Below are 26,500 nucleotides of genomic sequence, written 5' to 3' on the forward strand. Positions count from 1 at the left end.
GCTGAGCGGCCTGCTGAGCGGGCTGCTGAGCGGGGTGATGTCCGGGGTGCTGACCGGGCTGGTGGCCCGGGTGGCCGGGCTGCTGACCGGACGGCTGTCCCGGAAGGTGGCCGGGCTGATGACCGGGCTGTACGGGGATCACCTCAGTGCTCCTTGACCAGTTCGGCGTACGCGCCCCCGCGCGCGACCAGTTCCTCGTGCCGCCCACGCTCCACGACCGTGCCGTGGTCGAGGACCACGATCTCGTCGCTGTCGCGCACGGTGCTCAGCCGGTGGGCGATCACCACACAGGCGCAGCCGCGCCGCCGCAGATTGTCGATGATGAGCTGCTCGGTCTCCGCGTCCAGCGCGCTGGTCACCTCGTCGAGCACCAGCACGCTGGGCCGGCGCACCAGCGCCCGAGCGATCTCCAGCCGCTGCCGCTGCCCGCCGGAGAAGTTGCGGCCGTCCTGCTCCACGCGGCCGTGGATGCCCCCGGGACGCCGGGCGATCGCCTCGTACAGCGCCGCGTCCTTGAGCGCGTCGACGACGGCGTCGTCCGGGATCGAGGGGTCCCACAGCGCCACGTTGTCCCGCACGGTGCCCTCGAAGAGGAACAGGTCCTGGTCCACGAAGGAGACCGAGGCGGCGAGCGCGCCGCGCGGGATCTCCTCGAGGCGCTGCCCGTCGATGCGGATCGTGCCCTCCCAGGGGCTGTAGAGGCCCGCGATCAGCCGGGAGACGGTGGACTTGCCGCTGCCCGAGCCGCCGACGAGCGCGACCTGGCGGCCCGGGCCGACCGACAGCGAGAAGCCGGTGAGCAGCGGCTTGTCGAGCGGGCTGTACCCGAAGGTGATGTCCTCCAGGGTGATGTGGCCCATGAGCCTGCGGGTGCTGGCCGGCGGTTCGGTGCGCGTGTACAGCCCGTCCGCGGGGAAGTTCTCGACGTCCTTGAGCCGTGCCACGTCGGCGGCGAAGTCCTGGATACGGGACGCCATGCCGTTGAGCCGGGTGATGGGTGCGGTGAAGCGGGTCACCAGGGCCTGGAAGGCGACGAGCAGACCGATCGAGATATGGCCCTCGACGGCCCGCAGCCCGCCGATCCACAGAATCAGCGCGCTGTTGAGCGTGGCCAGCGTGGGCGCCACGACGGCGAGCGCCGCGCTCGGCACCCCGAGGCGCTGCTGCTCCTCCAGCGTGGTGGCGTGCTGTCCGGCCCAGCGGCGGAAGTAGCCGTTCTCCCCGCCGGTGGCCTTCATCGTCTCGATCAGCTGGATACCGGTGTACGAGGTGTTCGTCAGCCGGGCGTTGTCGGCGCGCAGCTTCTGCGTACGGGTCGCCCGCAGCCGCACCACGACCCGCATCGCGACCACGTTCAGCAGCGCGATCAGCACCCCGATCACGGTGAGCTGGGGATCGTACGTCCACAGCAGCAGCGCGTAGAGGAGGACGACGATCCCGTCCACCCCGAAGGCGGTGAGATCGCGGGCGAGGGTCTCGGCCACGGCGTCGTTCGACTGCAGCCGCTGGACGAGGTCGGCAGGGCTGCGCTGGGCGAAGAAGGTCACCGGCAGTCTGAGCAGGTGCCGGAAGAAGCGGGCGCTGCTCAGCGTGGACGAAATGATCCGGCCGCGCAGCAGGTTCGCCTGTTGCAGCCCGGTCAGCACGGCCGTCAGCGCCACCATCGCGGCCATCGACGCGAAGAGGACCCCGAGCAGGGAGGTCTGACGGCCGACCAGGAACATGTCGATGTACGTACGGCTCAGCGCCGGCAGCGCCGCGCCGACCGCGACGAGCAGCAGGCTCGCGAGCAGCGCGGCGAGCATCGTCCCGGTGGTGCCGCGCAGCCGGGCGGGCACGGAGCGCAGGACGCCGGGCCTGCGGCCGCCGGTGGTGAACCCGTCGCCGGGCTCGAAGACCAGGACCACACCGGTGAAGCTCGTGTCGAAGTCCTCCGCCGACACGAAACGGCGGCCCTTGTCGGGGTCGTTGATGTGCACGCCGCGGCGGCCGAGGCGGCGCCCCATGCCGTCGTAGACGACGTAGTGGTTGAACTCCCAGAACAGGATGGCCGGCGCCTGGACCCCGGCGAGCGCTGCCGGTTCCATCTGCATGCCCTTGGCCTGCAGACCGTAGCTCCGGGCCGCCTTGAGGATGTTGCTGGCCCGGGAGCCGTCACGGGAGACGCCGCAGGCGATGCGCAGCTCTTCGAGGGGCACGTGCCTGCCGTGGTGGGCGAGGACCATGGCGAGCGCGGCGGCGCCGCACTCCACGGCCTCCATCTGGAGCACGGTGGGGGTGCGGACGCTCTTCCGCTTCGCGGGCTTGTGCGGCTTCGGCGCGCGCCTCGGGTTCGACTGGGGCGCGCGGGCGCGGTGCCGGGTGGGGGACGGGGCGCTCACGGCAGCAGCCAATCGATCGGACGCTGGTCGGCGAGATGGACGGCACCGGTGGCCAGGGTCATGGAGCCGACCGCGTACGGCGGCCCCTCCGAAGACGACCACGCGTAACCCGACTTCGTACCCGACGAGCGCTCCAGCTCGACCAGGACCGGCAGCGGCCGGCCCTGCCGGGAGAACTGCTCGGCGAGCTGGCCGTCACCGAGGAAACCGGTGATCTGCTGCCGGGTCTGGGAGGTGCGGCCGACGGCCTTCACACGGCCGCGCAGCACTCCGTACTGCTGCGACGGCACGGACTGCACGGTGAGGTCGACGCGGGCGCCGACGGGGACGGCCGAGCCGTTGTCGGCCGGAAGGTAGAGCATCGCCATCAGCGGTGCGCGGGCGTCGTCGACGCGTTCCAGGACGGCGACGTTCGCTCCGGTGGTGACGACGGCGCCGATGGTGGCGACGAGGGCGGTGACACGGCCCGGGGCGATGGTGCGGACGACGGTGGCGTCCTTGTCGGCGCTGCGGCTCCCGCTCTCCCCCTCGCTGTCGCCGCCGCTGCCGCCGCCTGTGTCCGTACCGGCGTCGGCGTCGGTGTCGGACTCGGTGCCGGAGTCCGCGCCGCTCCCGCCCTGTGCCCCGGCGGTACGCACCTTCAGCAGCGGAGCACCCGCCGGGAGGCGTTTGCCCTCTTCCGCGAGCACTTCGGTCACCTGCCCCGCGACCGGACTCTGCAGGACATAACTGCCCTGTGCGTGCGTAAGAATGCCGGGTGCGCGAACAGTGGACGAAACGGATCCATTGACCGCCCACAAAGTAGCCGCTGCCATCGCGACCACGGTGACCGTGAGGACGAGCCAGCCCTGCGGGCGGGCGAATCGCACCGGCAGATCTATTTCTTCGGGCGATTGCAGCTTGGAAAGGGCCTTCTGGCGGAACTGCACGTAACTCTTCCCTCGACTGCATATGTCCGGGTCAGGGGGTGAAAAGAGCGATGAGCCCCGGAACGGGGAAGGTTCCGGGGCTCACACGGGTGGTGCTCAGAGACCGGCGACGAGACCGGTGACCGCGCCGGTGTTCAGGCCGGTGGCGCCCTCGACGGTGCCGACGGCCGTGCCGACGATGCCGGAGACCGGGACGATGCCGTCAACGGTGGAGGTCAGGCCGGACACCGCACCGGCGGCAATGGCGCTGCTCAGGCCGCCGGAGACGTTGTCGAGGTCGGCGTCGGAGATCTCAGCGGTCTCGACCTGGGGGGTGAAGTTCATGATGAAGCTTCCCTTCATGTGGATATATCTCAAAGGTCACGGCCGGCCCCGCCGGAAAACGATCCGGCCGCGTCGGCGGGAGTGCGGATCCCCAATAAATCGAGGACCCTCGGCGCAACTCCCGCAGTGCGCAGGATCAAAGCACGCCGACGCACCGCTCAGCCAATCCACGGACGCCCGGTCCGCGCCTGCTCCGTCATGTAACTAAGTTCAGGTGCAGGCGCGTCCACGTATAGGTGCCGACTCCTTCACAAACTTCACCTGCTCAGTTCCGTTCGGGTGGAACGGCCCGGCGGAGCGGAATCGGACACTCCGGCCCCAATGGACTGCCAAGCCGCCAACCCCGCGGTGCGCACTGAGTCCCGGTCAGCCGCTGTGCATCGGTTGAGTGTTCGGTGTGCAGGTTTGCGGAAGACTCTGTTCCGGTCAGGGTCACGGTCGCCCCGGCCGGCCCTGCGACCGCGCGCAGGCCGTCACATCGCCGTACCGAACGCCTGCGTCCACCACGGCCCGCCGGAGGCGTCGTGGATGCCCACGCCGAGCTCCTTGAAGGAGCAGTTGAGGATGTTCGCGCGGTGGCCCGGGCTGTTCATCCACGAGTCCATCACCGACGCCGGGCTCTGCTGGCCCCTCGCGATGTTCTCCCCGTACGTGCTCCACCGGTAGCCGGCCGCGGTGATCCGGTCGCCCGGATCGGTCCCGTCAGGGCTGGTGTGGTCGAAGAAGCCGCGGGCCGCCATGTCCGCCGAGTGGCGCTGCGCCGCCGCCGCGAGTTGGTCGTTGCCGCGCAACGGGCCGCATCCCGCCTTGGAACGCTCGGCGTTGACCAGGGCGAGCACCTGCTCGGCGTCGCCGCTCGGCAGCACCGGCTCCGGATCGGGCTGCTCGGGAGTCGGCTTCGGCCTGGGCTTCGCCGTGCTCGGCTTGGGCTTCGGCTTGGCCGTCTTGCTCGCGCTCGGTGTGGGGCTGGGGGAGGGCGAGGGGGAGGCGGAGAGCGACGGGGAAGGGGACGTCGACCCCGAGGGCGACGGGAGCAGCGGGGAGGCCGGGGCCGCGGCGGTGGAGGGCGCCTCCTCGGACTCCGAGGGGCCGATGACGAGATGGGCCGCGCCACCGCCGGTGACGAGCACGGCGACCGCGGCCGCCACGGCCGCGGTTCGGCGGCGCCGGCGCGCCCGGTCCAGCCGGGCCTGGGTACGTGAGCCGGCTCCCGGCGCGTGACCGGCTCCGGGAGCGTGACCGGCTCCCGGCGCGTGGCCCGGCCCCGAGCCGTGACCGGACCGAGGGGCGCCGCCGGATCCCGGGGCGTGGCCGTGGGCCGTGGTGACCATGTCCGGTGCCGTGCCGAACGCGCTGAGCGACGCCGCCAGCGGCACGAGGGCGAGGCCCACGAGAAGACCCTCGGCGGGCACCAGCCCCGACCAGTGCCCCGCGCACACCGTGCAGCCGCGGGCGTGGCGGGCCAGGCGCTTGCGCCACAGGGCCGAGGGCATGCCGTCCCATCCGGCGACGATCGGCTCCAGCAGTACACAGCGAGGGTCGGCGGAGAGGGCACGGACCACCACACGGGCCGTCTCCAGTTGAGCCTTCATCCGCTGCACCCGTACCGCCGTGTGCTGCGGGGACAGTTCCAGCGCGGTGGCGACCTCCGCCCGTGACAGCTGCCCGGCGGCCTCCAGCCACCACAGGGACAGCAGCGCGCGGTCGTCCTCGTCCAGCCAGCGGGTGGCCTCGGCGGTCTCGCGGCGCTGGCCGGAGAGCCCGAGGCGGGTGATGGTGAGGTCCACGAAGTCCGCGCCGGGATCGACGACGTCGTACGCGTCGTCCAGGGCGCCGCCGCCGGGTATCGCGCCCGTGCGGCGCTCTCTCCAGTGGCCGCGTATCTGATTCATCGTGATGGCGACCAGCCAGCTGCGGAAGTTCTCCGGGCTGCGCAGCCCGTCCAGGCCGCCGAGGACGCGCAGCATGGTCTCCTGCACCACGTCGTCCACATCGGCGTGGCCGTTCAGGGCGCGGCCCACGATGTTGTAGACCAGCGGAAGGTACTCGGCGACGAGCCGGTCCTGCGCCTGCTGGTCACCGGCCTGTGCCGCCATGATCACCGCGGCTTCGCGTTCGCTGCTCACGCTGTGTCCACTCTCTTCCTGGGCTGGGGCGTGTCTCCTCCGACAGAGGGGAGACGCCCTTCCTCCGCCCCGATAACAGAAATCGGATAGGAGTACGCACGGACGGCCGGAAGTGTTAGATCGGACCGCCAGGCGCGCAGGACCGCGGCGGACGGCTCGAACAGTTCGGCCGGCACGGTTTCGGGCCGGTGCCACTGCCAGCGCAGGATCTTGTCCGGTTCGGTGACCTCCGGCTCACCTTCCACACCCGTGACCAGACCCGCGGCCGAGATCCGGCTCACGCCGCGCTCGCCGTCGACGACCACGGCGACGATCGTCACGTCCTCCGCCCGGACCCGCAGCGACGTCTCCTCGGCCAGCTCCCTGGCCCCCGCCCGCTCGAAGCTCTCACCCGGGTCGACCTTGCCGCCGGGCAACTCCCAGCGGCCGCCCGGCGCGAGCCCGAGGAGGATCCGGCCACCCGGGTCGACGACGATCATGCCGACGCCGACCACGCCGTTGGGGACGGGGAACGCGCGTGCGGGGCGCTCGGCGGGAGCGGGGTTCGCGGAGGGAGTCACCATGGGTGGGATCGTATGGGGTTTCGAATAGCCGCAGTGAAGTACCCGGCACGGTCTGCCGACGGGGCGCATGCGGCAGGGCCGCGACGTCGCCGCTGCGGAGCTGTTCGGCGAAGAGGGCGACGGTCAACGTGAGCTGGGGTCCGTAGGTGGCGGACCGGGCGATGCGTCACACTCCCGGCACATCGCACCCGACCTGGACGCGTGGGTACGCGGCGTCCTCTCCCGCACACGGCTGCGCATCCGCGTCCGGCCCGGGGCGGCTCTGTCAGGTGGTGTCAGTGCGTCCGTCCCGTGGACCGAAGGCTGCGAGAGCATCGGCATCGGTTGCCTGCGCTCGGAGGAAGTAGTCGGCCCACTGGGTGATTTCGGGATAGGAGGAGTCCTGGGTCACGTGGGTGATCGCGGTCTCGATGTCGAAGTCCGTGGTCCGCAGTTCGACGCCGGGACCCAGGAGCGCCCAGTGGGCTCCGGTGCGCCCGTAGGGCATGCCGACGCTGCCGGGGTTGATGACGAGCCGGCCGTGGACGAGGCGGACGAACGGCATGTGGGTGTGGCCGAGGACCACCGTGCGGACGTCGGCGTCGAGCTCGCTGAGGACTTCTTGCCAGCGGTCGAGGCGGGAGTCGACCAGGACGACTTCCGCGTCGTCCCGAGGGGTGGCGTGGCAGAACAGGACTTCCCCCAGGCCTCGCAGGGGCAGGGAGAGCGATCGTGGCAAGCGGGCGAGGAGTTCGAGATGGTCCGCGCGTAGTCGCTCGGCAGCCCAGGGAGCGATCGGGTCCGGGATGGTGTCGCGCAGGCCGCGGCGGTACTCGAGGAGCTCGCGGTCGGCGTTCCCGCTGACCCAGGCGATACGGTCGCCAAGGGCGGTCAGCAGGTCCAGTACCTGGGCCGGTTGCGGGCCGGCGGTGATGTCGCCGGTGAGCACGATGCGGTCCGCGGCGCGCACCTCCGGTTCGTCGAGCACTGCCTCCAGAGCGGGCAGGACTCCGCGAATGTCGGACAGGACGGCTACTCGCTCGAGCATGGTCACTACTGTGGAACGACGCCCGCCCGGTGGGGAATCATTCCGCTCCCCGCGTAGCCCGAGGTGTCTCGCGGCACCGGACCGTCGTCCCGGAGAGCGGTGGCGGGTGGCCGGACGGAGTCCACGGTCTTCCTTACCGTCCTCGACGAGCCGCCGGCTCAGCGCAGGATCAGCGTCGGCTGTGCGGGCGCACCGCTCCGCGGCTGCCACTCGCGCGGGTAGCCGACGGACACCTCGTGGAACGGGACCCCGTCGTGCCGCGTCGTACGGGGGATGTGCAGGTGCCCGTACACCATCGCCCGGGCCCGGTGGCGGATGTGCCAGTCCGCGGTGTGCTCGGTGCCGCACCACAGGGCGAACTCGGGGTAGCGCAGCACCCGCGTCGGCTCACGCACCAGCGGATAGTGGTTCACGAGAACCGTCTGCAGGTCCTCGGGGACGGCGGCGAGCCGGGACTCGGTGAGTTCCAGACGGGCCCGGCACCAGGCCTCGCGGCTCGGGTACGGGTCCGGGTGCAGCAGATGCTCGTCGGTGCAGACGACGTGCGCGCGGTGGGCCTGGGCGAGCGCCTCCTCCTGGGTGGCGGTGCCCTCCGGGCGGAAGGTGTAGTCGTACAGCAGGAACAGCGGTGCGACCGCGACGGATCGTCCGTCCTCACCGGTCCACACCGGGTACGGGTCCTCCGGCGTGATCACGCCGAGGCTTCGGCACAGCTCCACCAGCAGCTCGTAGCGCCGTACACCCCGTGCCTGGACGGCGTCGGCGGAGACGGTCCACAGCTCGTGGTTCCCGGGCGCCCACACGACCGTGGCGAAGCGTTCACTCAGCAGCGACAGCGTCCACTCGATGTCGGACACCTGGTCCCCGACGTCGCCCGCGACCAGCAGCCAGTCGTCGTCGGAGGCCGGCCGCAGACCGTCCGCGTGCTTGCCGTTCTCCGGATGGTTGACGTGCAGATCACTGATCGCGAGCAGAGACATCACAACCCCCGTGGACGGACCGCCTGCCGAGACATCCGGACGATCCTCCCACCACGGCGGGCGGCTGTCCGCCTCCGCCACCCCGTCTCCGCCGCCCCGTGGCTCAGACCGCCGGTGCGCCCCTGAGTCCGTAGCGTGCCCAGGCGGGTGCGATGCCGGTGATCTGGCAGACCATGAGGTACAGCGGGATCGGCGGGGTGTACGGGCTGGAGTCCTTGGGCCAGTGGACCAGCCGGGGAGCCGACTCCGGTACGTACGCACCACGGGAGTAGTAGGAGGGAAGCGGCCAGGTCAGCTCCTGGTCGGAGCCGGCCGGGACGATCCACCACATCCAGTCCGTGTCCGCGTAGACACAGCCCGTGTGCGGCAGCCTGGACAGCATCCGGAACCCGTGCCGTGCGGGCACGCCGACCGCGTCGTAACCCAGCGTGGCCGTGAGTCCCGGGGGGACGTCGAGACGCAGCTGTGCGGGGGAACGGTCCCGCCCGCGGGAGAGCAGACCGGCCATCGTCCTCAGCATGGCCGCCCCGTGCCCGGGTCTCCACCGGCCGATCGGACGGGGCCGAGCGCCAGCTCGGCCCAGACGACGCGGCCCGGTCCCGGATGGGCGTCATGCGCTCCCCAGGCGCTGCTCACGGCGTCCACCAGCAGCAGTCCCCGCCCGCGCTCCTCCGCGGAGACCTGGCGCAGCCGGGGCTCGCCGGGCGGGCAGCCCTGGTCCTGCACCGCTATGCGCAACTGCCCCGGTACGTCGTGCAGTTCGCACAGGACGCGCTCGCTCGCGGTGTGCACGACGGCGTTGGTGAACAGTTCGGAGGCGACCAGCGCCACCGTGTCGAAAAGGTCCTCCCCGAGGCCCCAGCGCTGCATCCGCTCCCGGATCAGACGCCTGGCCCGCGCCACCGAATCGGTCCGGCCGGGCAGCTCGAACCCGAAGCGCCGTATCGCCGGCACGGACGCCGGCTGGTACTGGCCGACGAGAAGGGGTCTGAGCGCGTTGCCAGGAGCCACGACCAATCCTTAACGGTGGGGGTAGCGGTGCCGAACGTGCCTCTCCCCGGGCAGAGTGCGGCAGCCTCGTGAACTGGTTCACCGAGTCACTCTCCACCCGGAGGCGACACTTGGCAAGAGGCACTCTGAAAAATGCAGAGTGCCGGGTTCTCGGTGGTGGTGGCATGGCACACTCGTCCCGGCACCGAGTCGTGACATCCCGTCGTGACGCCGTGTGTCACCACGTCGTGACACCGAGTCGTCGTGACACCGAGTCGTGAATCCGTGAACAGGGCGCTGGGGAGGTCTGTAGTGAGCGAGCCGCGGTCCGCCCCCACTGTGGGGCAGGTCGTCCTGGGCAAGCGACTGCAGGATCTGCGGGAGCGAGCCGGCCTGAAACGCGAGGAGGCCGCCAAGGTCCTCCACGTGGCGCCCGCCACCATCCGCCGGATGGAAACGGCCGAGGTCGCGCTGAAGATCCCCTACGTGCAGCTGCTGCTGCGGGCGTACGGAGTCGCCGACGACGAGGCCGACGGCTTCGCCCAGCTCGCCGAGGACGCCAACAAGCCCGGCTGGTGGCAGCGCTTCCACGACGTCCTGCCCGGCTGGTTCAGCATGTACGTCAGCCTGGAGGGCGCGGCCGCCCTCATCCGCGCCTACGAGCCCCACTTCGTCCCCGGCCTCCTCCAGACCGAGGACTACGCCCGCGGCGTGATGCGCAGCGGAGCCCTCGGCGCCACCAGCACCGAGGACATCGAGCGCCATGTCGCGTTGCGGATGGAGCGCCAGGGCCTGCTCTCGCGGCCCGACGCGCCGAGATTCTGGGTGATCATGGAGGAGACGGCGCTGCGCCGTCCGGTGGGCGGCCCGAAGGTGATGCGGGCCCAGCTCGACCGCCTGCTCGAAGCGGCCGAGATGCCCGGCATCACGCTCCAGGTCGCCGAGTTCGCGAAAGGACCCCATCCCGGCACCTACGGGCCGTTCGTCATCTTCCGGTTCGCGGTGCCCGAACTCCCCGACATGGTCTACAGCGAGTACCTGACCGGCGCGGTCTACCTCGACGCGCGCCCCGAGGTGGCCTCGCACCTGGAGGTCATGGACCGCATGGCGGCCCAGGCCGCCACCGCACAACGCACGAAGGACCTCCTCCGGGGCGTCCGCAAGGAGCTGTGAATGGATCGCATATACAACGGCATGCCTGCCCGGGAGCTCGGCACCGAGGGCTGGCACAAGCCGTGGAGCGGCGGCAACGGCGGCAACTGCATCGAGGCCATGAAGCTGGCCGACGGCAGGGTCGCGGTGCGCCAGTCCGCCGACCCCGACGGTCCCGCGCTCATCTACACCCACGGCGAGATCGCCGCCTTCATCCAGGGCGCCAAGTCGGGTAAGGCAGACTTTCTCCTGACCTGAACCGGCCCCGAGGCACGGGCAGTTCCGTTCGTCCATCCGTCGTCGCACACCCACAGACCCCTGGAGAGGCCAGATGACCGGGCAAGACTCCGCCGCCGTACGCATCGACACCAGCAAGCCCCACCCGGCCCGCATGTACGACTGGTTCCTCGGCGGCAAGGACAACTACCCGGTCGACGAGGAGATGGCCAAGCAGCTCCTCACCCTCGACGCGCGCGGACGGGACATGGCCCGGGTCAACCGGGCCTACATGCACCGCGCCACCCGCTGGCTCGGCGGCAACGGGATCCGCCAGTACCTCGACATCGGCACCGGCATCCCCACCGAGCCCAATCTCCACCAGATAGCCCAGCAGGTCGCCCCCGAGTCCCGCGTCGTCTACTGCGACAACGACCCGATCGTCCTCGCGCACGCCGAGGCACTGCTGCGCAGCACGCCCGAGGGCGCCACCGAGTACATCCAGGCCGACGCCCGCGACCCCGAGGCGATCCTGGACGCGGCCGGCAAGGTCCTCGACTTCACCCGGCCCATCGCCCTGTCGCTGCTCGCGCTGCTGCACTTCGTGGACGACGAGGACGGCGCGTACGAGCTGGTGGACCGGCTGGTCGGGCAGCTCGCACCCGGCAGCTACCTCGTGCTGTCGCACACCACCGGCGACTTCGACCCGGAGAAGGCCGCGGAGGCCCGCGCCATGTACAAGGCACGCGGGCTCACGCTGCGCCCGCGCTCCCGCGAGGAGTTCACCCGTTTCTTCGACGGCCTCGAACTCGTCGAGCCCGGAGTGTCACTGACCGCCGAGTGGCACCCCGAGCTCGGTGAGGTCATCGACGTGCTCGGCGACCGCCCCATTCCCGGCTACGCGGGCGTCGCCCGCGTCGGCTGACGGCTCAGCTCCCCGGCAGCAGGGTGACGTGGAAGCCCGTCGCCCTGCTGACGTTCCCCGCCGCGTCGATCGTCCGGTGCTCGACGGTGTGGGTGCCGTACTCGGGCGTGGCGTCGTCCCACGGCACGGCGCGCGGTGTGCCGAGCTTGCCGTACACGAGGTCGTCGATGACGGTGCCGCCCGGGGTGAAGCGGAACGGCGCCTCGGCGTCCGTCGGCCAGCCGTAGTACGTGTACCAGCCGTCGCCGTCCACCCGGAACTGGGAGACGACCGTGCCCGGCCGGTCGTCGCGTGCGGTCAGCCGCATGGTGAACGGGCCGTCGTACACGTACTCCGTCGGCCGGCCGGGCCGGCTCACCGTCCGCAGCGGCTCTGACAGCTCGTACGAGCCGGCCGCCGGGGCCGCGTCCACCGTCCAGCGCAGCACCGTGCCCGTACCGGCGATCCGGGCGATGAGCGTGTGCGTCCCCGCACGCAGCCGCAGCGCGCCGAGGTCCAGGTCCCGGTCGTTGCCCGGGTTCGTCAGCGGACGGCCGTCGAGGGACCAGCGGACGGCGTACGTACGGTCCGTGGGATGCGTGGTGTCGGCGTACACGACGGAGTCCGCCCCCACCGGGCCGTCGGTGGTGGTGTGGCCCGTGAAGGCCGGTGCCACGGGCGGGTGGGGCGTCCGTACGGAGGTGTCGACCGTCCAGCCGACCGTACGCGTCAGTGCGGCCGAGGCACGCAGGGCCGGGTCGCGGACGAAGGGCGTCGGGTCGGTGACCGTCGCGGTGAGCGTGTGGGTACCGCGGCCGAGACCCAGCCGGCGCAGATCGAGCGCCCGGGCGCCGTCGGTGTGCCGCAGCGGGCGGCCGTCGAGCCGCCAGGCGACGTCGAGTTCCCCGCCGACCGGATGCAGCGTCTCGACCCACACCGTCCGGTCGTCCCCGATCGGGGCGGCGTTGGGCGTGTGTCCCTGGACGAGGTTCACCTTGGCCGAGATGGCGCCGACCATCACCTCGCGCTCCACCTGGTCGAAGGCGTAACCGAGCGTCTTCATGATCGAGTGCTTGCTGGGCCGCCAGACGCCCTTGGTGCTGTACATCCCGCCCTCGTGGCGGGCGATCGTCCCGCCGGACTCGCTCTTCTCGCCCAGCCAGCGCCACCACTTCGCCCGCTGCTCCCGCATCTCCCGCTCGGTCAGCAGCGTGTGATGCGCGGAGGCCGGCTCGCCCCCGGTGTACGTACCGCCGGGCACTCCGCGCCCGTAGTAGTCGTACTCGTCCTGGAGCTTGCCGAGCGAGTGGCCGATCTCGTGCGGGGTGATGAGGGAGGACAGGGCGTTCTTGCCGGAGGCGGTGGCGTACGTGCCGCCCGCGCCGCCGTAGGTCTCGCTGTTCGCGAGCGCCACGATCTGGCGGTTGGCGCTCGTCGTGCCGCCGACGAGATCGGCGAGCGCCGTCGCCGCCGCGCTGTCGACCGTCAGCAGCCGCTGCACACTGGCCGGATTGCAGCCGCCCCAGAAGCCCATGTTCAGCGGGGTGTCGCGGCGCGGGGCGTCCAGCGAGGGATCGCAGTCGACGCCCGATTCCGGTGACGGCACCTCGACCGCCCACACATTGACGTAGGAGCGGTACGACGCGAACGGCTCGATGCTCCACAGCACATTGAGGTGCTTGTCCACGTCCGCCCGGAACTCGTCCATGCCGGCGGCGGTGTAGCCGTCGCCGAGCACGACGAGATTGAACCGCTTGTCCGCCGGGCCCGTGGTCTGCACGGGCACGACGGTGGCGCTCTCGGTCAGCTGCCGCTGCGACGCCGGAGATCTCGGCGGATCCTGCGCGGGCACGGCCGACGCGGACGACGCCGTGCCGAGGAGACCGGTGAGGAGCAGGGCGCCCGCGGTGGCGAGCGCCAGGGCTGCTCTGGGAAGGCGTATGCCGGAGGTGTCCATGGGGCGGGAGCGTAGGTCCGGGCCCAACGGGCCGTAAAGACAGCAGAGTTGGCCGCGAGACCTGCTGCCCCGGCCGCCGTGCCCCCGTGGCTGTCCCCGTGGCTGTCCCCGGGGCAGTGCATCTAGGGGCGCCGGTCCCTGGTCGCAGCGTCCGCGACCGGATCGGCCGGGCCGCTCGCGTGCGCGGCTGCCCCCTCATGGCCGGGGGAGCGCCGCACTCGCCGCAGGGCACAGCCCGCGAGCACCGCACCCGCCGCGATGGCGTACGCCGTCGCCGTGATGACGTACGGATCGCCACCGGATTGGCCGGTGACGTACTTCGCGGCCCCCGCCATGGCCACCCCCAGCCACTCCCAGCGGCCGTCCAGGGCCACGAGCGCGACGAGCAGCAGCGCGTACCAGGAGTAGCCGGGCGTCAGCAGCAGGAAGGCCGTACCCGTCACCAGCAGCGCGCCGCGCCACGGCCGTCGGGGGTCGCCGCGGAGCAGGACGTACGCGACGGCGCACAGCATCAGGACGGCGACCGCCGGGGCCGCCCACCCGTCGGGAAGCACCAGCCGCAGCAGGGCGTAACGGCTGCGGGCCGAGGCGTCGCCGTACCCCTCCTCCTCCACGTAACCGGTCAGATAGCCGAGCACCGAGCCCTCGGACACCAGCACATACGGTAGGTACGCCAGCACGACGACGGCCACGGCGGGCAGCACCACGGCGGCCGCGTCGCGCCATCTGCGGACCCCCGACAGGGCGCCGGGCAGCAGGACCGCGGGCAGCAGCTTGGTGGCGGTGGCGGCTCCGAGGAGCGCGCCGCCCGCCGCGCGGTGCCGGACGACGAGACCGAGACCGGCCACCCCCAGCAGCACACCGAGGACGTCGGCGTGGGCGTTGTTGACCGCTTCCAGCGGGACGGCAGGACACCAGGCCCAGTACGCGGCCCCGCGCACCCCGTCGCTTCCTTCTCCGGTTCCGTCTCCGCGTACGTCTCCGCCGGTGTCGCAGCTCCCGCCTCCGCGGCGGCGCAGCACCAGCAGCAGCGCGCCCGTCACCCCGACCGACAGCAGCGCACCGCCGGCCTGGAGCGGCTTGTGCCGGGAGCCGTCCGGGGAGAGCGAGTGGACCAGCAGGAAATAGCCCTCCGCGACCGGCGGGTAGATGGTGTGGACCGCGGGCCGGTTGAGCCGGGTGCAGTGGACCACGCCCTCGGGTCCGGGGATCCGTGCGCGCTCCGGACCCCGGCAGCCCGCGCCCGCCGGGAACAGCCAGGGATCGCGCAGCGCCACGAGCGCGGGATCGGCGGGCGCGTGGTCGTACGGAGAGATCCCGGCCGCCTGCACCCGCCCGTCCCAGGCGTAGCGGTACGCGTCGCTGCTCGTACGCGGAGGAGCGAGCAGCCCTGTCGCCGCGACCACGACGCTGCCGCCGAGGACCAGCGCCACGGCGTGACGCACCGGGACCTTCCGCAGACACCACACCGCCGCGGCGAACAGCACCCAGCACGCCCCGTACCACCAGGCCAGGCCGACGGGGTCCGAGTAGTAGCCGTCCTTGCGGACGGTGAGCGCGAGCGCGGTGGTGAGGGCGCAGAGAAGGAGTCCGGTGCTGAGGGTGCGGGGTGCGATCACGCGTTCAGCCTGGCAGCCCCGCCCGCCGTGGACGGCGCACCGCCCGGCGACGTCAGAGATCCGTAAGGTGCCGGAGCCGCGCCTGACGGCACCTCAGGGGGTCTGATGGAGACATGAGGTTCCGATCACCGGCCCCGCGACGGCCCGCCCTGCGACTGTCCGCCCTGCGACGGGCTGCCCCACGGCTGCCGAAGCGGCCGCCCCTGCCGTCCTTCAAGGGCCGGCTGCACGACCCGGTGACCGCCACGGCCATCGGCCGCTGGCTCGGCGTCATGATCGCCGTCTGCTTCCTGACCGGACTGATCAGCCACTTCCTCCAGAAGCCGCCGGGCTGGCTGGTGCCCCTGCTGCCGCCCCGGCCCGTCTGGGGGTACCGGCTGACCCAGGGACTGCACGTGGCGAGCGGAATCGCCGCGATCCCGCTGCTCATGGCGAAGCTGTGGACGGTGTACCCGCGGCTGTTCGTGTGGCCACCGGTCCGGTCCCTGCGACACGCCCTGGAGCGCCTGTCGGTGGCGGTGCTGGTGGCGGCGGCCGTCTTCCAGCTCTTCAGCGGACTGCTCAACATCGTGCAGTGGTACCCGTGGCCGTTCTCCTTCGTACCCGTGCACTACGCCGTGGCCTGGGTGCTGGTGGGCGCGCTGCTGCTGCATCTGGCGGTCAAGGCGCCCGAGATCAGGGCGCACTGGACCCGCCGTTCATCCGGGACGCTGGAGCTCCCGGCCGAGGACGCGGCGGACCGGCGGTCGTTCCTCGCGGGCGTCGCGGCGGCCGTCGGCGCGGTCACACTGGTCACCGTCGGCCAGTCGGCCACCCCGCTCAAACGCCTCGACCTGCTGGCGCCCCGCCACCCCGACCACGGCCTGCAGGGCCTGCCCGTCAACCGCACCGCGGCCGCGGCACGCGTCACCGGGCTGTCCGCGGGCCGCTGGCGGCTGACGGTGGCAGGGCCGCGCCCGTACGAGCTCTCGCTCGCCGAGCTGCGGGCCATGCGCCAGCACACCGTCACCCTGCCGATCGCCTGCGTCGAGGGCTGGAGCAAGTCGGCCGAGTGGACCGGCGTACGGATCCGGGACCTGCTCGACCGGGCGGGCGCCCCGCCCGGCGCGGTCCTGCGGGTGGTGTCACTGGAGCGGCGTGGCGCGTACCGGGTGATGGAGATGGGCCAGGGGTACGCGCGTGACCCGCTGACCCTGCTCGCGCTGCGGCTGAACGGCGAGGTGCTGGCCATCGACCACGGGTTCCCCGCGCGCATCATCGCCCCCAACCGGCCCGGTGTGCTGCAGACCAAATGGGTCAGCCGGCTGGAGGTGCTGTGATGCGGTTCGCGGCAGGTGCGGCCGGCGTCGGCCTGATGGGCTACGGGGCGTGGCTGCTGTTCGGCGACGGCGGGGTACGGGACCCGTGGGACGTCGTGATCTGGCTCGCCGGAGCCGTCCTCCTGCACGACGGCCTCATCGCCCCCGCCGTCCTCGCCGTGGGGCTCCTGCTGGCAGCCCTGCCCGCCCGGGGCGTACTCCGGGCGGCCCTCGTCGTGTGCGGTGCGCTGACCCTGATCGCCCTGCCGCCCCTGCTGCGGCCCGGAGCCCCGACGAACCCGACGGCCCTGCCGCTGGACTATCTGCGCAACTGGCTGCTGACGCTGGCCGTCGTCGTCGCGCTCGCCGCCGCGGCGCTGCTGCTGCCGAGGGCGGGGCGGACACTCTCGGACCGGCGGGCCAGACGCCGGGCGCGTCGCGACGCGAAGGCCCGCGAGGACGCGGACGGGGCGGACACGGATGCGGGGGCGTAGCGCGTGGCCACAGGTCCGCCCGGCACGCAAGTCCCCGGGGCCGCGGGTCCGTTGGGCTGCTCGGCACCCGAGCCCGAGTCGTCACCGGCGGCCGCGGCGGACGGGAGGGTGCGCACTCACTCCCCGACGGTGAGATCCGCCTCCCCGACGGTGAGTTCGGCCTCCGCGGCGGTGAGTTCGGCCTCCGCGGCGGCGAGGGCCGCCGGGTGGCCGAAGAGCCCCGGCAGACCGCCCGTGTGCAGGAAGACCGTCCGCTGCCCCGGAACGATGTCGCCGTCCTCGACGGCCGCGATCAGACCGGCCATGGCGCGGCCGGTGTACACCGGGTCGAGCACGATGCCCTCCGTGCGGGCCGTACGCGTCAGCGCGGCCATGACCGGTTCGGTCAGCGCGCCGTAGCCCTCGCCCACCTGGTCGAGCCGCAGCCTCAGCGACCCGGGCTCGACGGCGGTGTCCGACAGGCCGGAGGCGAGCGCGGACACGGTCCCCGCGGGGTCGGCGACGGCGCCGCAGTGCACGCCGAGGACACGCGCGGGGCCGAGCGTGTCGACGAGGCCCGCCATGGTTCCGCCGGAGCCGGCCGCGACGACGACGGTGGCCAGGCCGGGTGCCTGGGCGAGCAGTTCGCGCCCGCACTGCGCGTAGCCGCGCGCGCCGAGCACGCTGGAACCGCCGAACGGGACCAGTGCCGGGACGGCGCCGCGGTCCCGCAGCCGCCCGGCCACCTGCTCCGCCACGGTGCCGAGCGCCGCGCCGCGGACGTCGCCCGCCCAGACGACGGTGGCGCCGAACAGCCCGTCCAGCGCGAGGTTTCCGGCCGCCGACGATCCGGGTGTGCCCGCGAGGACGAGCACGACGCCGAGCCCCAGGCGGGCGCCCGCGGCCGCGGTCAGCCGGGCGTGGTTGCTCTGTGCGGCGCCGGTCGTCACCAGATGCGTGGCGCCGTCGGCGAGCGCCGTGCCGCAGATCCACTCGAGTTTGCGGATCTTGTTTCCGCCGCCGCCCAGGCCGGTGAGGTCGTCGCGCTTGATCCACAGGTCGTCCGCGCCGAGGCCGAGGGACCGGGCGAGCCGTGGCATGGCTTCGAGCGGGGTCGGCCAGTTGCCGAGGGGCGCGGGCTGCGGGGTGCGGCTGTGTGACGTCATGACCACCATCTTCGTCCTTGTGGCCCGCGCCCCGATCGGTGGCCGCCCGGGAAACGTCCGCGTCCGCCGCCCAGCCCCCCGCGTCCGCCGCCCGACCACCCGCGTCCGCCGCCCGACCACCCGCGTCCGCCGAGGATCAGCGGCGTTCCAGCACGCCCCGGACGAACGCGGCCTGGCCGGCGTGCTGGAGATCGTCGGCGATCACGCTGACCAGCCGGACGCCGAGACTCACCGGCGGGTCCCACGAGTCGTCCACGATCCGGTTCAGCGCCGTGCTCTTCAGACCCCGGACGAAGGACAGCGTCTCCTCGTGGACCGCGTCGTAGTAGCCGAGCAGCACCTCGTCGGAGTCCACCCGGACCTTCGCGACCTGCGCGCGGGACTGGCCGTAGCCGGTCGCGTCCTCGGGGAACGGCAGCCCGAAGCGGCCCGCCCAGTCCTGGGACAGCCACACCTGCTCACGGCCCGCCGCGTCCGCCACATGGTCGTCCTGGATCCGGGTGAGGTGCCACACCAGCCAGGCGATGGAGTTGGCGCCGGGGTCGAGACGGGCGTGGAGATCCTCCACGGAGAGGCCCTCGACCGCCTCGTGCACGACCTCCTGGATGCGCCCGAAGGCATCGGCCAGTACTTCTGCGGAGTTCATACGGCGAGTGAACCCCGCGCCTTCCGCGCGTCGGGGTCCGACACACGCGCCCCGTCGCGGGACAGGCACACGAAGCTCCGCCCGGCGGACGTCCACGCAACCGCATGGCTCCAGCCGGTCGCGCTCGCGTGGGCCAGCAGGGCCCGCACACCCACCCGGGCCCACGGGAACGGCGGGCCCAGCGTGCCGTCGTGGCCGGCCACCCGCACGTCGGTGCGCTCGTCCACGTCCACCGGGGCCGCCTCGGCGATGAGCAGACCGTCCGTGGCGACGAGTTCGGCGACCCGGGCGAGCAGGGCCCGTGGATCGCCCCCTATGCCGATGTTGCCGTCGATCAGCAGCGCCGTGCCCCAACGGCCCTCCCTCGGCAGCCGGTCGAACACGGAACGGCACAGCGCGCTGCCGCCCGAGCCGACCGTGCGGGCGACCGCCACCGGGCTGACGTCGACGCCCAACGTCGGCCGGCCCAGCCGGGCCAGCGCGGCCACCAGCCGGCCGGGGCCGCAGCCGATGTCCAGGACCGGCCCCCGGCAGCGGTCCAGCACGGTCCGATCGGCCACGTCCGGATCCGCGCACCAGCGTTCCACCTCCAGCGGCAGCAGCCAGCCGTCCGGCCGGCGCAGGAACAGCGGGCCGCGCCCGGTGCGCAGGGCGACGGTGTACGGATCGGCCCGCCACGCCGCGGCCGTCGTCATCGGGCCCCGGCGCGCGCCAGCCGCGCCATCGCCGAGGCGAACCGGCTGCCCGGGGCGGCGGCCGCGACCAGCCGTGCGTCCTCGGGCGTGTCGACGTCGCACAGCAGCGGAAGGTCACACACCGTCAGCCCGGCGTCGACCAGCCGCTGCCGCTGCACCGCGCCGGTCTCCGGTACGGACATGGGTACCCCGTAGAGCAGCGCCGGATCGGGCTCCGCGAGCCCCAGCGCCCAGAATCCGCCGTCCTCGGCGGGCCCGAACGACGCCTCGCCCGTGGCGAGTTCCAGGCCCTGGGCGAGGAGCGCGGGGGTCACCTGCGGGGTGTCCATCCCGATCAGCAGCGCAGGTCCGGAGCAGCCCGCGAACGCGGCGGCGAGCCGCTCGTCCAGTCCGCCCCGTGCCTGCGGCACGACCTCGACACCGGGCGGCAGCCAGGCCCCCGGCGTCCCGTCGAGCACGAGGACCCGCCGGTCCGCGGGTGTGTCCCGCACGGCCTGGAGCGTGTCGGCCAGCGCCGCCTCGGCGAGCACGGCCGCCTCCGTGGGGGTGTACCGCGTGGTGAGCCGGGTCTTGACCCTCCCTGGCACGGGTTCCTTCGCGATGACGAGCAGGGTGGTCATGTCGCCCTTCTTCGGCGGGTGTCGTGTGTGGCGTGCTGCTGGTGTCCTGCGGGTGTGCGTGGGGTCCGGGGCCCGCCGCACACGCGGCGGGGACCCGGACCGGCCGGGGCCATTCACGGACCGGTCGGGGTCATTCACGGACCGGCCGGGGTCGTTCACGGAGTACCGCCCGCATGTCCCGTACCGCCTGCCACGTCCCCCGCCAGGTGCCCGTGACCTTGGACCTGCCTGCCCGGGGCAGATACGGCACGTCCAGTTCGGTCACCCGCCAGCCCGCGTCCGACGCGCGGACGACCATCTGGAGGGGATAGCCGCTGCGGCGGTCGGTCAGGGCGAGGCCGAGGAGGTCCTTGCGGCGGGCCGCGCGCAGCGGGCCGAGGTCGTGCAGCGGCAGGCCGGTGCGGCTGCGGATCATCCGGGCGAGGGCGAGATTCCCGGCGCGGGCGTGCAGTGGCCAGGCGTCGCGGGTCCGTGGGCGGCGCCGGCCGAGGACCAGGTCGGCCTCGCCGTCCGCGACGCGGCGCACGAAGTCCGGCAGCAGCCCCGGGTCGAGCGAGGCGTCGCAGTCGCAGAAGCAGACGTAGTCCGCCTCGGCGGCCAGCAGTCCCGCGTGACAGGCCGCGCCGAAGCCGCGTCGTGGCTCGTGGACCACGGTCGCGCCGAGTGAGCGGGCGAGTTCCGGAGAGCCGTCGGTCGAGCCGTTGTCGACGACGACGGCCCGCCAGCCGGCCGGGATCCGCTCCAGGACCCAGGGGAGTGCCTCGGCCTCGTCGAGGCAGGGCAGGACCACGTCCACGGTGGCGTTCACGCGCCGGCACCCCGCAGCCCCGCCGCGGCGAACTCCGCCATGCCCTCGGCGAAGCCGACCTCCGGTTTCCAGCCCAGTTCGGCCTTCAGCCGGCCCGAGTCGGCGGTGACATGGCGGACGTCGCCGAGCCGGAACTCACCGGTCACCACAGGGGCGGGGCCGCCGTGTGCCGCGGCCAGTTCCCCGGCCATCTCGCCGACGGTGTGCGGAGTGCCGCTGCCGGTGTTGTACGGGGTGAGCACGCCCGGCGCCCGGTCCCGTACCGCCTCCAGAGCCAGGGCGTTGGCGTGCGCGACGTCCCGGACGTGCACGAAGTCCCGTCGCTGGCGCCCGTCCTCGAAGACCCGTGGTGCCTCGCCGCGTTCCAGTGCCGAGCGGAAGAAGGAGGCCACTCCCGCGTAAGGGGTGTCGCGCGGCATCCCGGGCCCGTACACGTTGTGGTAGCGCAGCGCCACGGCCCGGCCGCCCGTGGCGCGGGCCCAGGAGGCCGCGAGGTGCTCCTGCGCGAGCTTGGTCGTGGCGTACACGTTGCGCGGGTCGGCGGGCGCGTCCTCGCTCACCAGGCCGGGGGTGAGTTCGCGGCCGCAGCGGGGGCATTCGGGTTCGAAGCGGCCCGCCTCGAGCGCCGCGACCGGCCGGGGCCCGGGCCGGACCCCGCCGTGGACGGGGCAGTCGTAGCGGCCCTCGCCGTACACGACCATCGATCCGGCCAGCACCAGATCGCGGATCCCGGCGTCCGCCATCGCCGCGAGCAGCACGGCCGTGCCGAGGTCGTTGCAGGAGACGTACGCGGGGGCGTCGGCGAAGTCCGTGCCGAGGCCGACCATGGCCGCCTGGTGGCAGACCGCGTCCACGCCGCGCAGGGCCGCGGCGACCGTCTCGCGGTCGCGGACGTCCCCGGCGACCGACTCGCGGGAGGACTCCCGGACGTCGAGGACGACCGTCTCGTGGCCGCGCGCGACGAGCGCGGCCACGACCTCGGACCCGATGAAACCCGCGCCTCCGGTGACAAGTACTCGCATGACGACGACGCTACGGCGCGGATCACGATCCGCCCTCGCCACACGCCATCGCGTCACAGGTCCGTAAGGACTACCCCCGGGTCAGCCGCAGCGTCACGATCTGGAACGGCCGCAGCGACAACGTCACCCCCGTTTCGTCCACGGCGGGCGCCGGCCCCGCCAGCGGTCGCTCCAGCAGATCCGTCAGGACCGCCCCGGCCGGCCGGAAGCCCGTGCGGACCACGGTCGTCGCCCGGCCGCCGAGCGATTCGTAGAGCCGTACGACCACATCGCCCGAGCCGTCGTCGGCGAGCTTCACCGCCTCCACCAGGACGGCCGGACCGTCCGTCGTCACCACCGGCGGCAGGTCCGAGCCGCCGGGGCCGACCCGCAGCGGCAGATTCAGCGCGTAGCCCTCCGCCACCGCGTCCTCGACCGTCGCGCCCGGCAGCAGCGCGTAGGTGAGGCGGTGCATGCCCTGGTCGGCCTCGGGGTCGGGGATGCGGGGCGCGCGGACCAGGCTGAGCCGGACGGTCGTCGTCGTCCCGCCGTCGTCCTCGCGGGTGGTGCGGGACACGTCGTGGCCGTACGTCGAGTCGTTGATCACCGCGACGCCGTAGCCGGGCTCGCCGATGTGCACCCAGCGGTGTCCGTACACCTCGAACCGGGCCGCCTCCCAACTGGTGTTGGTGTGGGTGGGGCGGTGGACGTGACCGAACTGGATCTCGGCGGTGGACCGGTCCGCGTGGACGTCGAGCGGGAAGCCGGCCTTGAGGATCTTCTCCGCCTCGTGCCAGTCGATCTCGGTGTCGACGTCGACGCGGCGGCTCCCGGCCCGCACGCTCACGGTCTGCACGATCCGCGACCCGCGGCCGAAGCTCCGCTCCACGCGCAGGGCGCCCAGCAGGTGCCCGTCCTCGGCGATCCTGATGGTCGCGCCCTCCAGCAGGTCGGTGTAGCGGGCGAGATAGTGCTTGTCGATGTCCCAGGCGTCCCAGTAGTTGGGCAGATCGCTGTGCAGCCGCAGCAGGTTGCCCTTGCCGCCGGGCGCCAGGACCTCGCGGCCGGCGACCAGGTCGCGTACGGACGTGAAGGTGCCGTCGTCGGCGAGTTCGACGCGTACGAGACCGTTGTCGAGGGCGCGGTTGGTGACGGTGACCGGCGGGTGCGCCCGGGCGGGGGACGGTGCGCGGGACGTGACGCGCGCGCTGCCGGACGCCGGGACCTCCACGAACACGGCGGCCGATCCGTCCGAGAGCCTCGGCAGCCCCGGGTCGAGGACGTCGGCGAGGGTCGCCGGGACCCGTACGACCTCCGCCCGGTCCCGAGGCCCCGCGTTGTACACCCACGGCTCGACCGGACCGGCCCCGCTGACCGCCTCCAGGGCCTGCGCGGTCAGCGCTTCCAGTTCCTTCGCGACCCGCGCGTACTCCGCCTCCGCCTCCCGGTGGACCCATGCGATCGACGAGCCCGGCAGGATGTCGTGGAACTGGTGCAGCAGCACCGTCTTCCACAACTGGTCCAGCTCCGCGTACGGATAGGCGTATCCCGGTACGTGCAGTGCCGCTGCCGTCGCCCACAACTCGGTCTCGCGCAGGGCGTGTTCACTGCGCCGGTTGCCCTGCTTGGTGCGGGCCTGCGAGGTGTAGGTGGCCCGGTGCAGCTCCAGGTAGAGCTCGCCGGACCACACCGGGGCGTCCGGGTGCCGCGCGTACTCCGCCCGCGCGGCCGCGAAGAACGCGTCGGGGTGTTCGACGACGACCTTCGCCGATCCCTCCAGGTCGGCCAGCCGCCGCGCCCGCTCCAGCATCTCCCGGTTGGGCCCGCCTCCGCCGTCGCCGTGCCCGAACGGCGCCAGCGACCGCGTGCCGCGCCCCTTGTCCTGGTAGTTGCGCACCGCGTGCGCCATCTCCCGCCCGGAGAAGACGACGTTGTACGTGTCGACGGGCGGGAAGTGGGTGAAGACCCGGGAGCCGTCGATGCCCTCCCACCAGAAGGTGTGGTGGGGCAGCTTGTTGGTCTGGTTCCAGGACAGCTTCTGGGTGAGGAACCACGTCATTCCCGCGAGCTTCGCCAGCTGCGGATAGGCCGCCGTGTACCCGAACGAGTCCGGCAGCCACACCCCTTGTGTCTCGATGCCGAACTCGTCGAGGAAGAAGCGCTTTCCGTGGACGAGCTGGCGGGCCAGCGCCTCACCTCCCGGGAGGTTGCCGTCGGCCTCCACCCACATGCCGCCGACCGGCGCCCACTGCCCGTTCCGGACGGCCTCCTTGATCCCGGCCCACACCTGCGGGTGGTTGTCCCGCACCCACGCGTACTGCTGCGCCTGGGAGCAGGCGAAGACGAACTCGGGGTACTCCTTCGCCAGGGCGGTGACGTTGGAGAACGTGCGGGCCGTCTTGCGCTTGGTCTCACGGATGGGCCACAGCCAGGCGCTGTCGATGTGCGCGTGGCCGACCGCCGACAGGGTGTGGGCGCTGGCGTGCGCGGGCCGCGCGAGGGCGTCGGCGAGGACGGTACGGGCCCGGGCGGCGGTCCCCGGCACGTCGTCGAGGTCGAGCGCGTCCAGCGCCCGGTCCAGGGTGTGGAGGATCTCGTGGCGGCGCGGTTCCTGCTCGCCGAGCTCCAGCATCAGTTCCTTGAGCACCTGCATGTCGAGGGACAGATGCCAGACGTCCTCGTCGAGCACGGCGAGATCGGCCCGGGTGAAGGTGTACAGCGGGGCGCGGCCGGCGGTGCGTTTGTCACCCATCGGGGTGGGGGAGCGGAAGCGGTCCTTGAGGATGTCGGGGTTGGACGCGGCCTCGATGAGGAACGCGACCTGTTCGCCGCCCGCGGCCGGGGAGGCGATGGGCACGTACTGGTTCTGCGGGTTGACCGCCTTGACCGGGGTGCCGTCCGGCAGATGGACGAGCGCCTCGGCCTGGTTGCCCGGCCAGCTGCTGACGAAGCCCAGGTCGAACCAGGCCTCCACGCGCAGGCCCGCCCACCGGGCGGGCACCTCGCCGCGCACCCGGAACCAGGTGGTGCCCCACGGCGGTCCCCACGGGGTGCCCATCGCGAAGGGCCCGTAGTCGGCGGCCTGCGCCTCGGCGAACGGCACGGGCTCGTCCGGCACCTGCCAGGCCTCCACCGTCAGCGGCACGGAATCCGCGTGGATCACCGGCCGGATGCGCTGCTCCAGTACGCGCTCGACGCGCTGCTCGATCCTGTGCCGTTCGTCGTGCATCTCGTTGCACCTACTTCCGGTTGAGATAGGCGAGAGCGGGGTGTACGGCGGTGTACCCGTCGAGGAGCCGGCGGGCGACGGTGACGGAGTCGACCAGGGGATGCAGGGCGAAGGCCTTGACGGCGGCGGCCCGCGAACCGCTGTCCGCCGCGGTCAGGACCTCCCGTTCGACGGCCTTCACCGCGGTGACCAACGCGGTCGCGTGGTACGGCAGCGGGTCGACGGCGTACGGACGGGCGCCGTTGGCGCCGACGAGGCACGGCACCTCGATCACGGCGTCCGCGTCGAGCGAGGAAAGGGTCGTGCGGTTGCGGACGTTGAGGATGAGCGTGGTGCGCTCGTCGCGGGCGACGGCCCGCATCAGGGCGAGCGCGACCTGCTCGTAGCCGCCCGGTTCGAGGTCGTCGGCGGCCCGCTCGCCCGCCCCCGAGGCCTCGCGGTTGTCCGCCATGTACGTGGCCTCCCGCTCGGCGCGGGTCAGCTCCCAGCGCTTCAGCGACGGGTCCGCGTAGAAGCCCGCCTGCTGGTCGAGCAGGAAGGCGCCGCGGGTCCTCGCGGCGCTCCGGTACGCCCGGACGGTCTCACGGTTGAAGTAGTAGTAGTGCAGGTACTCGTTGGGGATCGCGCCGAGCGAGCGCAGCCAGTCGGCGCCGAAGAGCCTGCCCTCCTCCAGGGAGCCGAGCGCGCCGGGGTCCTGGAGCAGCCGCGGCAGTTCGTCCCGGCCCGCCACGTGCAGTCCCCGCAGCCAGCCGAGGTGGTTGAGCCCGACGTAGTCGAGCCACGCCGTGTCCGGGTCGGCGCCGAGGGCCCGGGCGACGCGCCGGCCGAGCCCGACCGGCGAGTCGCAGATCCCGATGACGCGGTCGCCGAGCACCCGGGACATGGCCTCGGTGACCAGCCCGGCCGGATTGGTGAAGTTGATGACCCAGGCGCCGGGCGCGAGCGCGGCGATCCGCCGGGCGATGTCCATGGCGACCGGTACGGTCCGCAGTCCGTAGGCGATGCCGCCCGCGCCGACCGTCTCCTGACCCAGCACGCCCTCGGCGAGGGCGACCCGCTCGTCGGCGGCGCGGCCCTCAAGCCCGCCGACGCGGATCGCGGAGAAGACGAAGTCGGCCCCGCGCAGCGCCTCGTCGAGGTCGGTGGTGACGCCGACCTCCGGCGCGTCCGGGATGCCGGCGGCCTGCTCGGCGAGCACGGTGGCGACGGCGCCGAGGCGGGCCGGGTCCAGGTCGTGGAGGGTGACGCGGGTGACCCGGCCCTCGGCGTGGTCGCCGAGCAGCGCGCCGTACACCAGCGGCACACGGAAGCCTCCGCCGCCGAGAATCGTCAGCCTCATTCCGCCCGTGCCCTCCTCGTGCCGTGGGCCCACCCTGTTTCTCCTGCCCCACGCTGT

General features: G+C 72.8%; 24 protein-coding genes. 5 read left to right on the forward strand and 19 right to left on the reverse strand.

Annotated elements, in window-relative coordinates; all coding sequences use genetic code 11:
- Nucleotides 1–143: 143 nt before the first annotated feature.
- From OG766_RS30960 to OG766_RS31000, 9 genes are all read right to left on the reverse strand, one after another.
- Nucleotides 144–2,381, reverse strand: a complete 2,238-nt coding sequence (locus tag OG766_RS30960) for an NHLP family bacteriocin export ABC transporter peptidase/permease/ATPase subunit (RefSeq protein WP_443045568.1) — start codon at nucleotides 2,379–2,381, stop codon at nucleotides 144–146.
- Nucleotides 2,378–3,310: an HlyD family efflux transporter periplasmic adaptor subunit gene (locus OG766_RS30965; protein ID WP_266386196.1), complete on the reverse strand. Its 933-nt coding sequence runs from the start codon at nucleotides 3,308–3,310 to the stop codon at nucleotides 2,378–2,380. Before OG766_RS30965 ends, OG766_RS30960 begins: the two co-directional genes overlap by 4 nt.
- Nucleotides 3,311–3,406: 96 nt before the next feature.
- Entirely contained in the window at nucleotides 3,407–3,634 is a 228-nt protein-coding gene (locus tag OG766_RS30970; protein WP_266386193.1) for a type A2 lantipeptide, read from the reverse strand.
- A 473-nt stretch (nucleotides 3,635–4,107) separates the two neighbouring features.
- On the reverse strand, nucleotides 4,108–5,760 hold the full coding sequence (locus OG766_RS30975; RefSeq protein WP_328726740.1) for a sigma-70 family RNA polymerase sigma factor: 1,653 nt from the start codon (nucleotides 5,758–5,760) through the stop codon (nucleotides 4,108–4,110).
- Entirely contained in the window at nucleotides 5,757–6,323 is a 567-nt protein-coding gene (locus OG766_RS30980) for a nucleotide triphosphate diphosphatase NUDT15 (RefSeq protein ID WP_328726742.1), read from the reverse strand. Before OG766_RS30980 ends, OG766_RS30975 begins: the two co-directional genes overlap by 4 nt.
- Before the next feature lie 265 nt (nucleotides 6,324–6,588).
- Nucleotides 6,589–7,350 (reverse strand): metallophosphoesterase family protein, encoded by a 762-nt coding sequence (locus OG766_RS30985; protein WP_328726744.1) that lies wholly within the window; start codon nucleotides 7,348–7,350, stop codon nucleotides 6,589–6,591.
- Nucleotides 7,351–7,508: 158 nt separating this feature from the next.
- Complete coding sequence (locus OG766_RS30990; RefSeq protein ID WP_328726746.1) at nucleotides 7,509–8,330, reverse strand: metallophosphoesterase family protein; 822 nt, start codon at nucleotides 8,328–8,330, stop codon at nucleotides 7,509–7,511.
- A gap of 103 nt (nucleotides 8,331–8,433) precedes the next feature.
- Nucleotides 8,434–8,850 carry a hypothetical protein gene (locus OG766_RS30995; protein ID WP_423247124.1) on the reverse strand — a complete coding sequence of 139 codons (417 nt, stop codon included), beginning with the start codon at nucleotides 8,848–8,850 and terminating at the stop codon, nucleotides 8,434–8,436.
- Nucleotides 8,844–9,341 carry an ATP-binding protein gene (locus OG766_RS31000; RefSeq protein WP_266386178.1) on the reverse strand — a complete coding sequence of 166 codons (498 nt, stop codon included), beginning with the start codon at nucleotides 9,339–9,341 and terminating at the stop codon, nucleotides 8,844–8,846. Before OG766_RS31000 ends, OG766_RS30995 begins: the two co-directional genes overlap by 7 nt.
- A gap of 291 nt (nucleotides 9,342–9,632) precedes the next feature.
- Here OG766_RS31000 and OG766_RS31005 point away from each other — a divergent pair, with 291 nt between their 5' ends.
- The 3 genes from OG766_RS31005 (at nucleotide 9,633) to OG766_RS31015 (ending at nucleotide 11,613) form a co-directional block, all read left to right on the forward strand.
- Nucleotides 9,633–10,493 (forward strand): helix-turn-helix domain-containing protein, encoded by an 861-nt coding sequence (locus tag OG766_RS31005; protein WP_266386175.1) that lies wholly within the window; start codon nucleotides 9,633–9,635, stop codon nucleotides 10,491–10,493.
- Nucleotides 10,494–10,730: a DUF397 domain-containing protein gene (locus tag OG766_RS31010; RefSeq protein WP_266386172.1), complete on the forward strand. Its 237-nt coding sequence runs from the start codon at nucleotides 10,494–10,496 to the stop codon at nucleotides 10,728–10,730. It begins immediately after the preceding gene.
- A gap of 73 nt (nucleotides 10,731–10,803) precedes the next feature.
- Nucleotides 10,804–11,613: an SAM-dependent methyltransferase gene (locus tag OG766_RS31015; RefSeq protein ID WP_328726750.1), complete on the forward strand. Its 810-nt coding sequence runs from the start codon at nucleotides 10,804–10,806 to the stop codon at nucleotides 11,611–11,613.
- Nucleotides 11,614–11,617: 4 nt separating this feature from the next.
- On the opposite strand, the gene OG766_RS31020 is transcribed toward OG766_RS31015, so the two are convergent.
- Nucleotides 11,618–13,549, reverse strand: a complete 1,932-nt coding sequence (locus OG766_RS31020) for a M64 family metallopeptidase (protein WP_328726752.1) — start codon at nucleotides 13,547–13,549, stop codon at nucleotides 11,618–11,620.
- A 122-nt stretch (nucleotides 13,550–13,671) separates the two neighbouring features.
- Nucleotides 13,672–15,168 carry a glycosyltransferase 87 family protein gene (locus OG766_RS31025; RefSeq protein WP_328726754.1) on the reverse strand — a complete coding sequence of 499 codons (1,497 nt, stop codon included), beginning with the start codon at nucleotides 15,166–15,168 and terminating at the stop codon, nucleotides 13,672–13,674.
- A 113-nt stretch (nucleotides 15,169–15,281) separates the two neighbouring features.
- Between OG766_RS31025 and OG766_RS31030 the strand changes: the two genes are divergently transcribed.
- The gene (locus OG766_RS31030) at nucleotides 15,282–16,487 is read left to right on the forward strand and encodes a molybdopterin-dependent oxidoreductase (RefSeq protein ID WP_266386162.1); all 1,206 of its coding nucleotides are present in this window, start codon (nucleotides 15,282–15,284) and stop codon (nucleotides 16,485–16,487) included.
- Nucleotides 16,487–16,960, forward strand: a complete 474-nt coding sequence (locus tag OG766_RS31035) for a hypothetical protein (protein ID WP_328726756.1) — start codon at nucleotides 16,487–16,489, stop codon at nucleotides 16,958–16,960. The genes OG766_RS31030 and OG766_RS31035 overlap by 1 nt, the downstream gene beginning before the upstream one ends.
- Nucleotides 16,961–17,076: 116 nt before the next feature.
- Here the strand turns inward: OG766_RS31035 and OG766_RS31040 are convergent, their stop codons facing one another.
- The 8 genes from OG766_RS31040 to OG766_RS31075 all read right to left on the reverse strand — a co-directional run bounded on the left by OG766_RS31040 (nucleotide 17,077) and on the right by OG766_RS31075 (nucleotide 26,443).
- The gene (locus OG766_RS31040) at nucleotides 17,077–18,105 is read right to left on the reverse strand and encodes a D-cysteine desulfhydrase family protein (RefSeq protein WP_328726758.1); all 1,029 of its coding nucleotides are present in this window, start codon (nucleotides 18,103–18,105) and stop codon (nucleotides 17,077–17,079) included.
- Between the two features lie 136 nt (nucleotides 18,106–18,241).
- Nucleotides 18,242–18,751 carry a mycothiol transferase gene (locus OG766_RS31045; RefSeq protein WP_328726760.1) on the reverse strand — a complete coding sequence of 170 codons (510 nt, stop codon included), beginning with the start codon at nucleotides 18,749–18,751 and terminating at the stop codon, nucleotides 18,242–18,244.
- Nucleotides 18,748–19,446, reverse strand: coding sequence for a methyltransferase domain-containing protein (locus tag OG766_RS31050; protein WP_328726762.1), 699 nt, complete (start codon nucleotides 19,444–19,446; stop codon nucleotides 18,748–18,750). The genes OG766_RS31045 and OG766_RS31050 overlap by 4 nt, the downstream gene beginning before the upstream one ends.
- The gene (locus OG766_RS31055) at nucleotides 19,443–20,066 is read right to left on the reverse strand and encodes a TIGR04282 family arsenosugar biosynthesis glycosyltransferase (RefSeq protein WP_328726764.1); all 624 of its coding nucleotides are present in this window, start codon (nucleotides 20,064–20,066) and stop codon (nucleotides 19,443–19,445) included. Before OG766_RS31055 ends, OG766_RS31050 begins: the two co-directional genes overlap by 4 nt.
- Before the next feature lie 130 nt (nucleotides 20,067–20,196).
- Nucleotides 20,197–20,874, reverse strand: a complete 678-nt coding sequence (locus OG766_RS31060) for a glycosyltransferase family 2 protein (RefSeq protein ID WP_266386141.1) — start codon at nucleotides 20,872–20,874, stop codon at nucleotides 20,197–20,199.
- Nucleotides 20,871–21,896: an NAD-dependent epimerase/dehydratase family protein gene (locus OG766_RS31065; protein WP_266386138.1), complete on the reverse strand. Its 1,026-nt coding sequence runs from the start codon at nucleotides 21,894–21,896 to the stop codon at nucleotides 20,871–20,873. The genes OG766_RS31060 and OG766_RS31065 overlap by 4 nt, the downstream gene beginning before the upstream one ends.
- Nucleotides 21,897–21,966: 70 nt before the next feature.
- Nucleotides 21,967–25,104, reverse strand: coding sequence for an alpha-mannosidase (locus tag OG766_RS31070; RefSeq protein WP_328726767.1), 3,138 nt, complete (start codon nucleotides 25,102–25,104; stop codon nucleotides 21,967–21,969).
- 10 nt (nucleotides 25,105–25,114) lie between these two features.
- Complete coding sequence (locus OG766_RS31075; protein ID WP_328726769.1) at nucleotides 25,115–26,443, reverse strand: 6-phospho-beta-glucosidase; 1,329 nt, start codon at nucleotides 26,441–26,443, stop codon at nucleotides 25,115–25,117.
- Between the last annotated feature and the right edge of the window lie 57 nt (nucleotides 26,444–26,500).

The organism is Streptomyces sp. NBC_00259 (assembly GCF_036181745.1).
Lineage (GTDB): Bacteria > Actinomycetota > Actinomycetes > Streptomycetales > Streptomycetaceae > Streptomyces > Streptomyces pratisoli.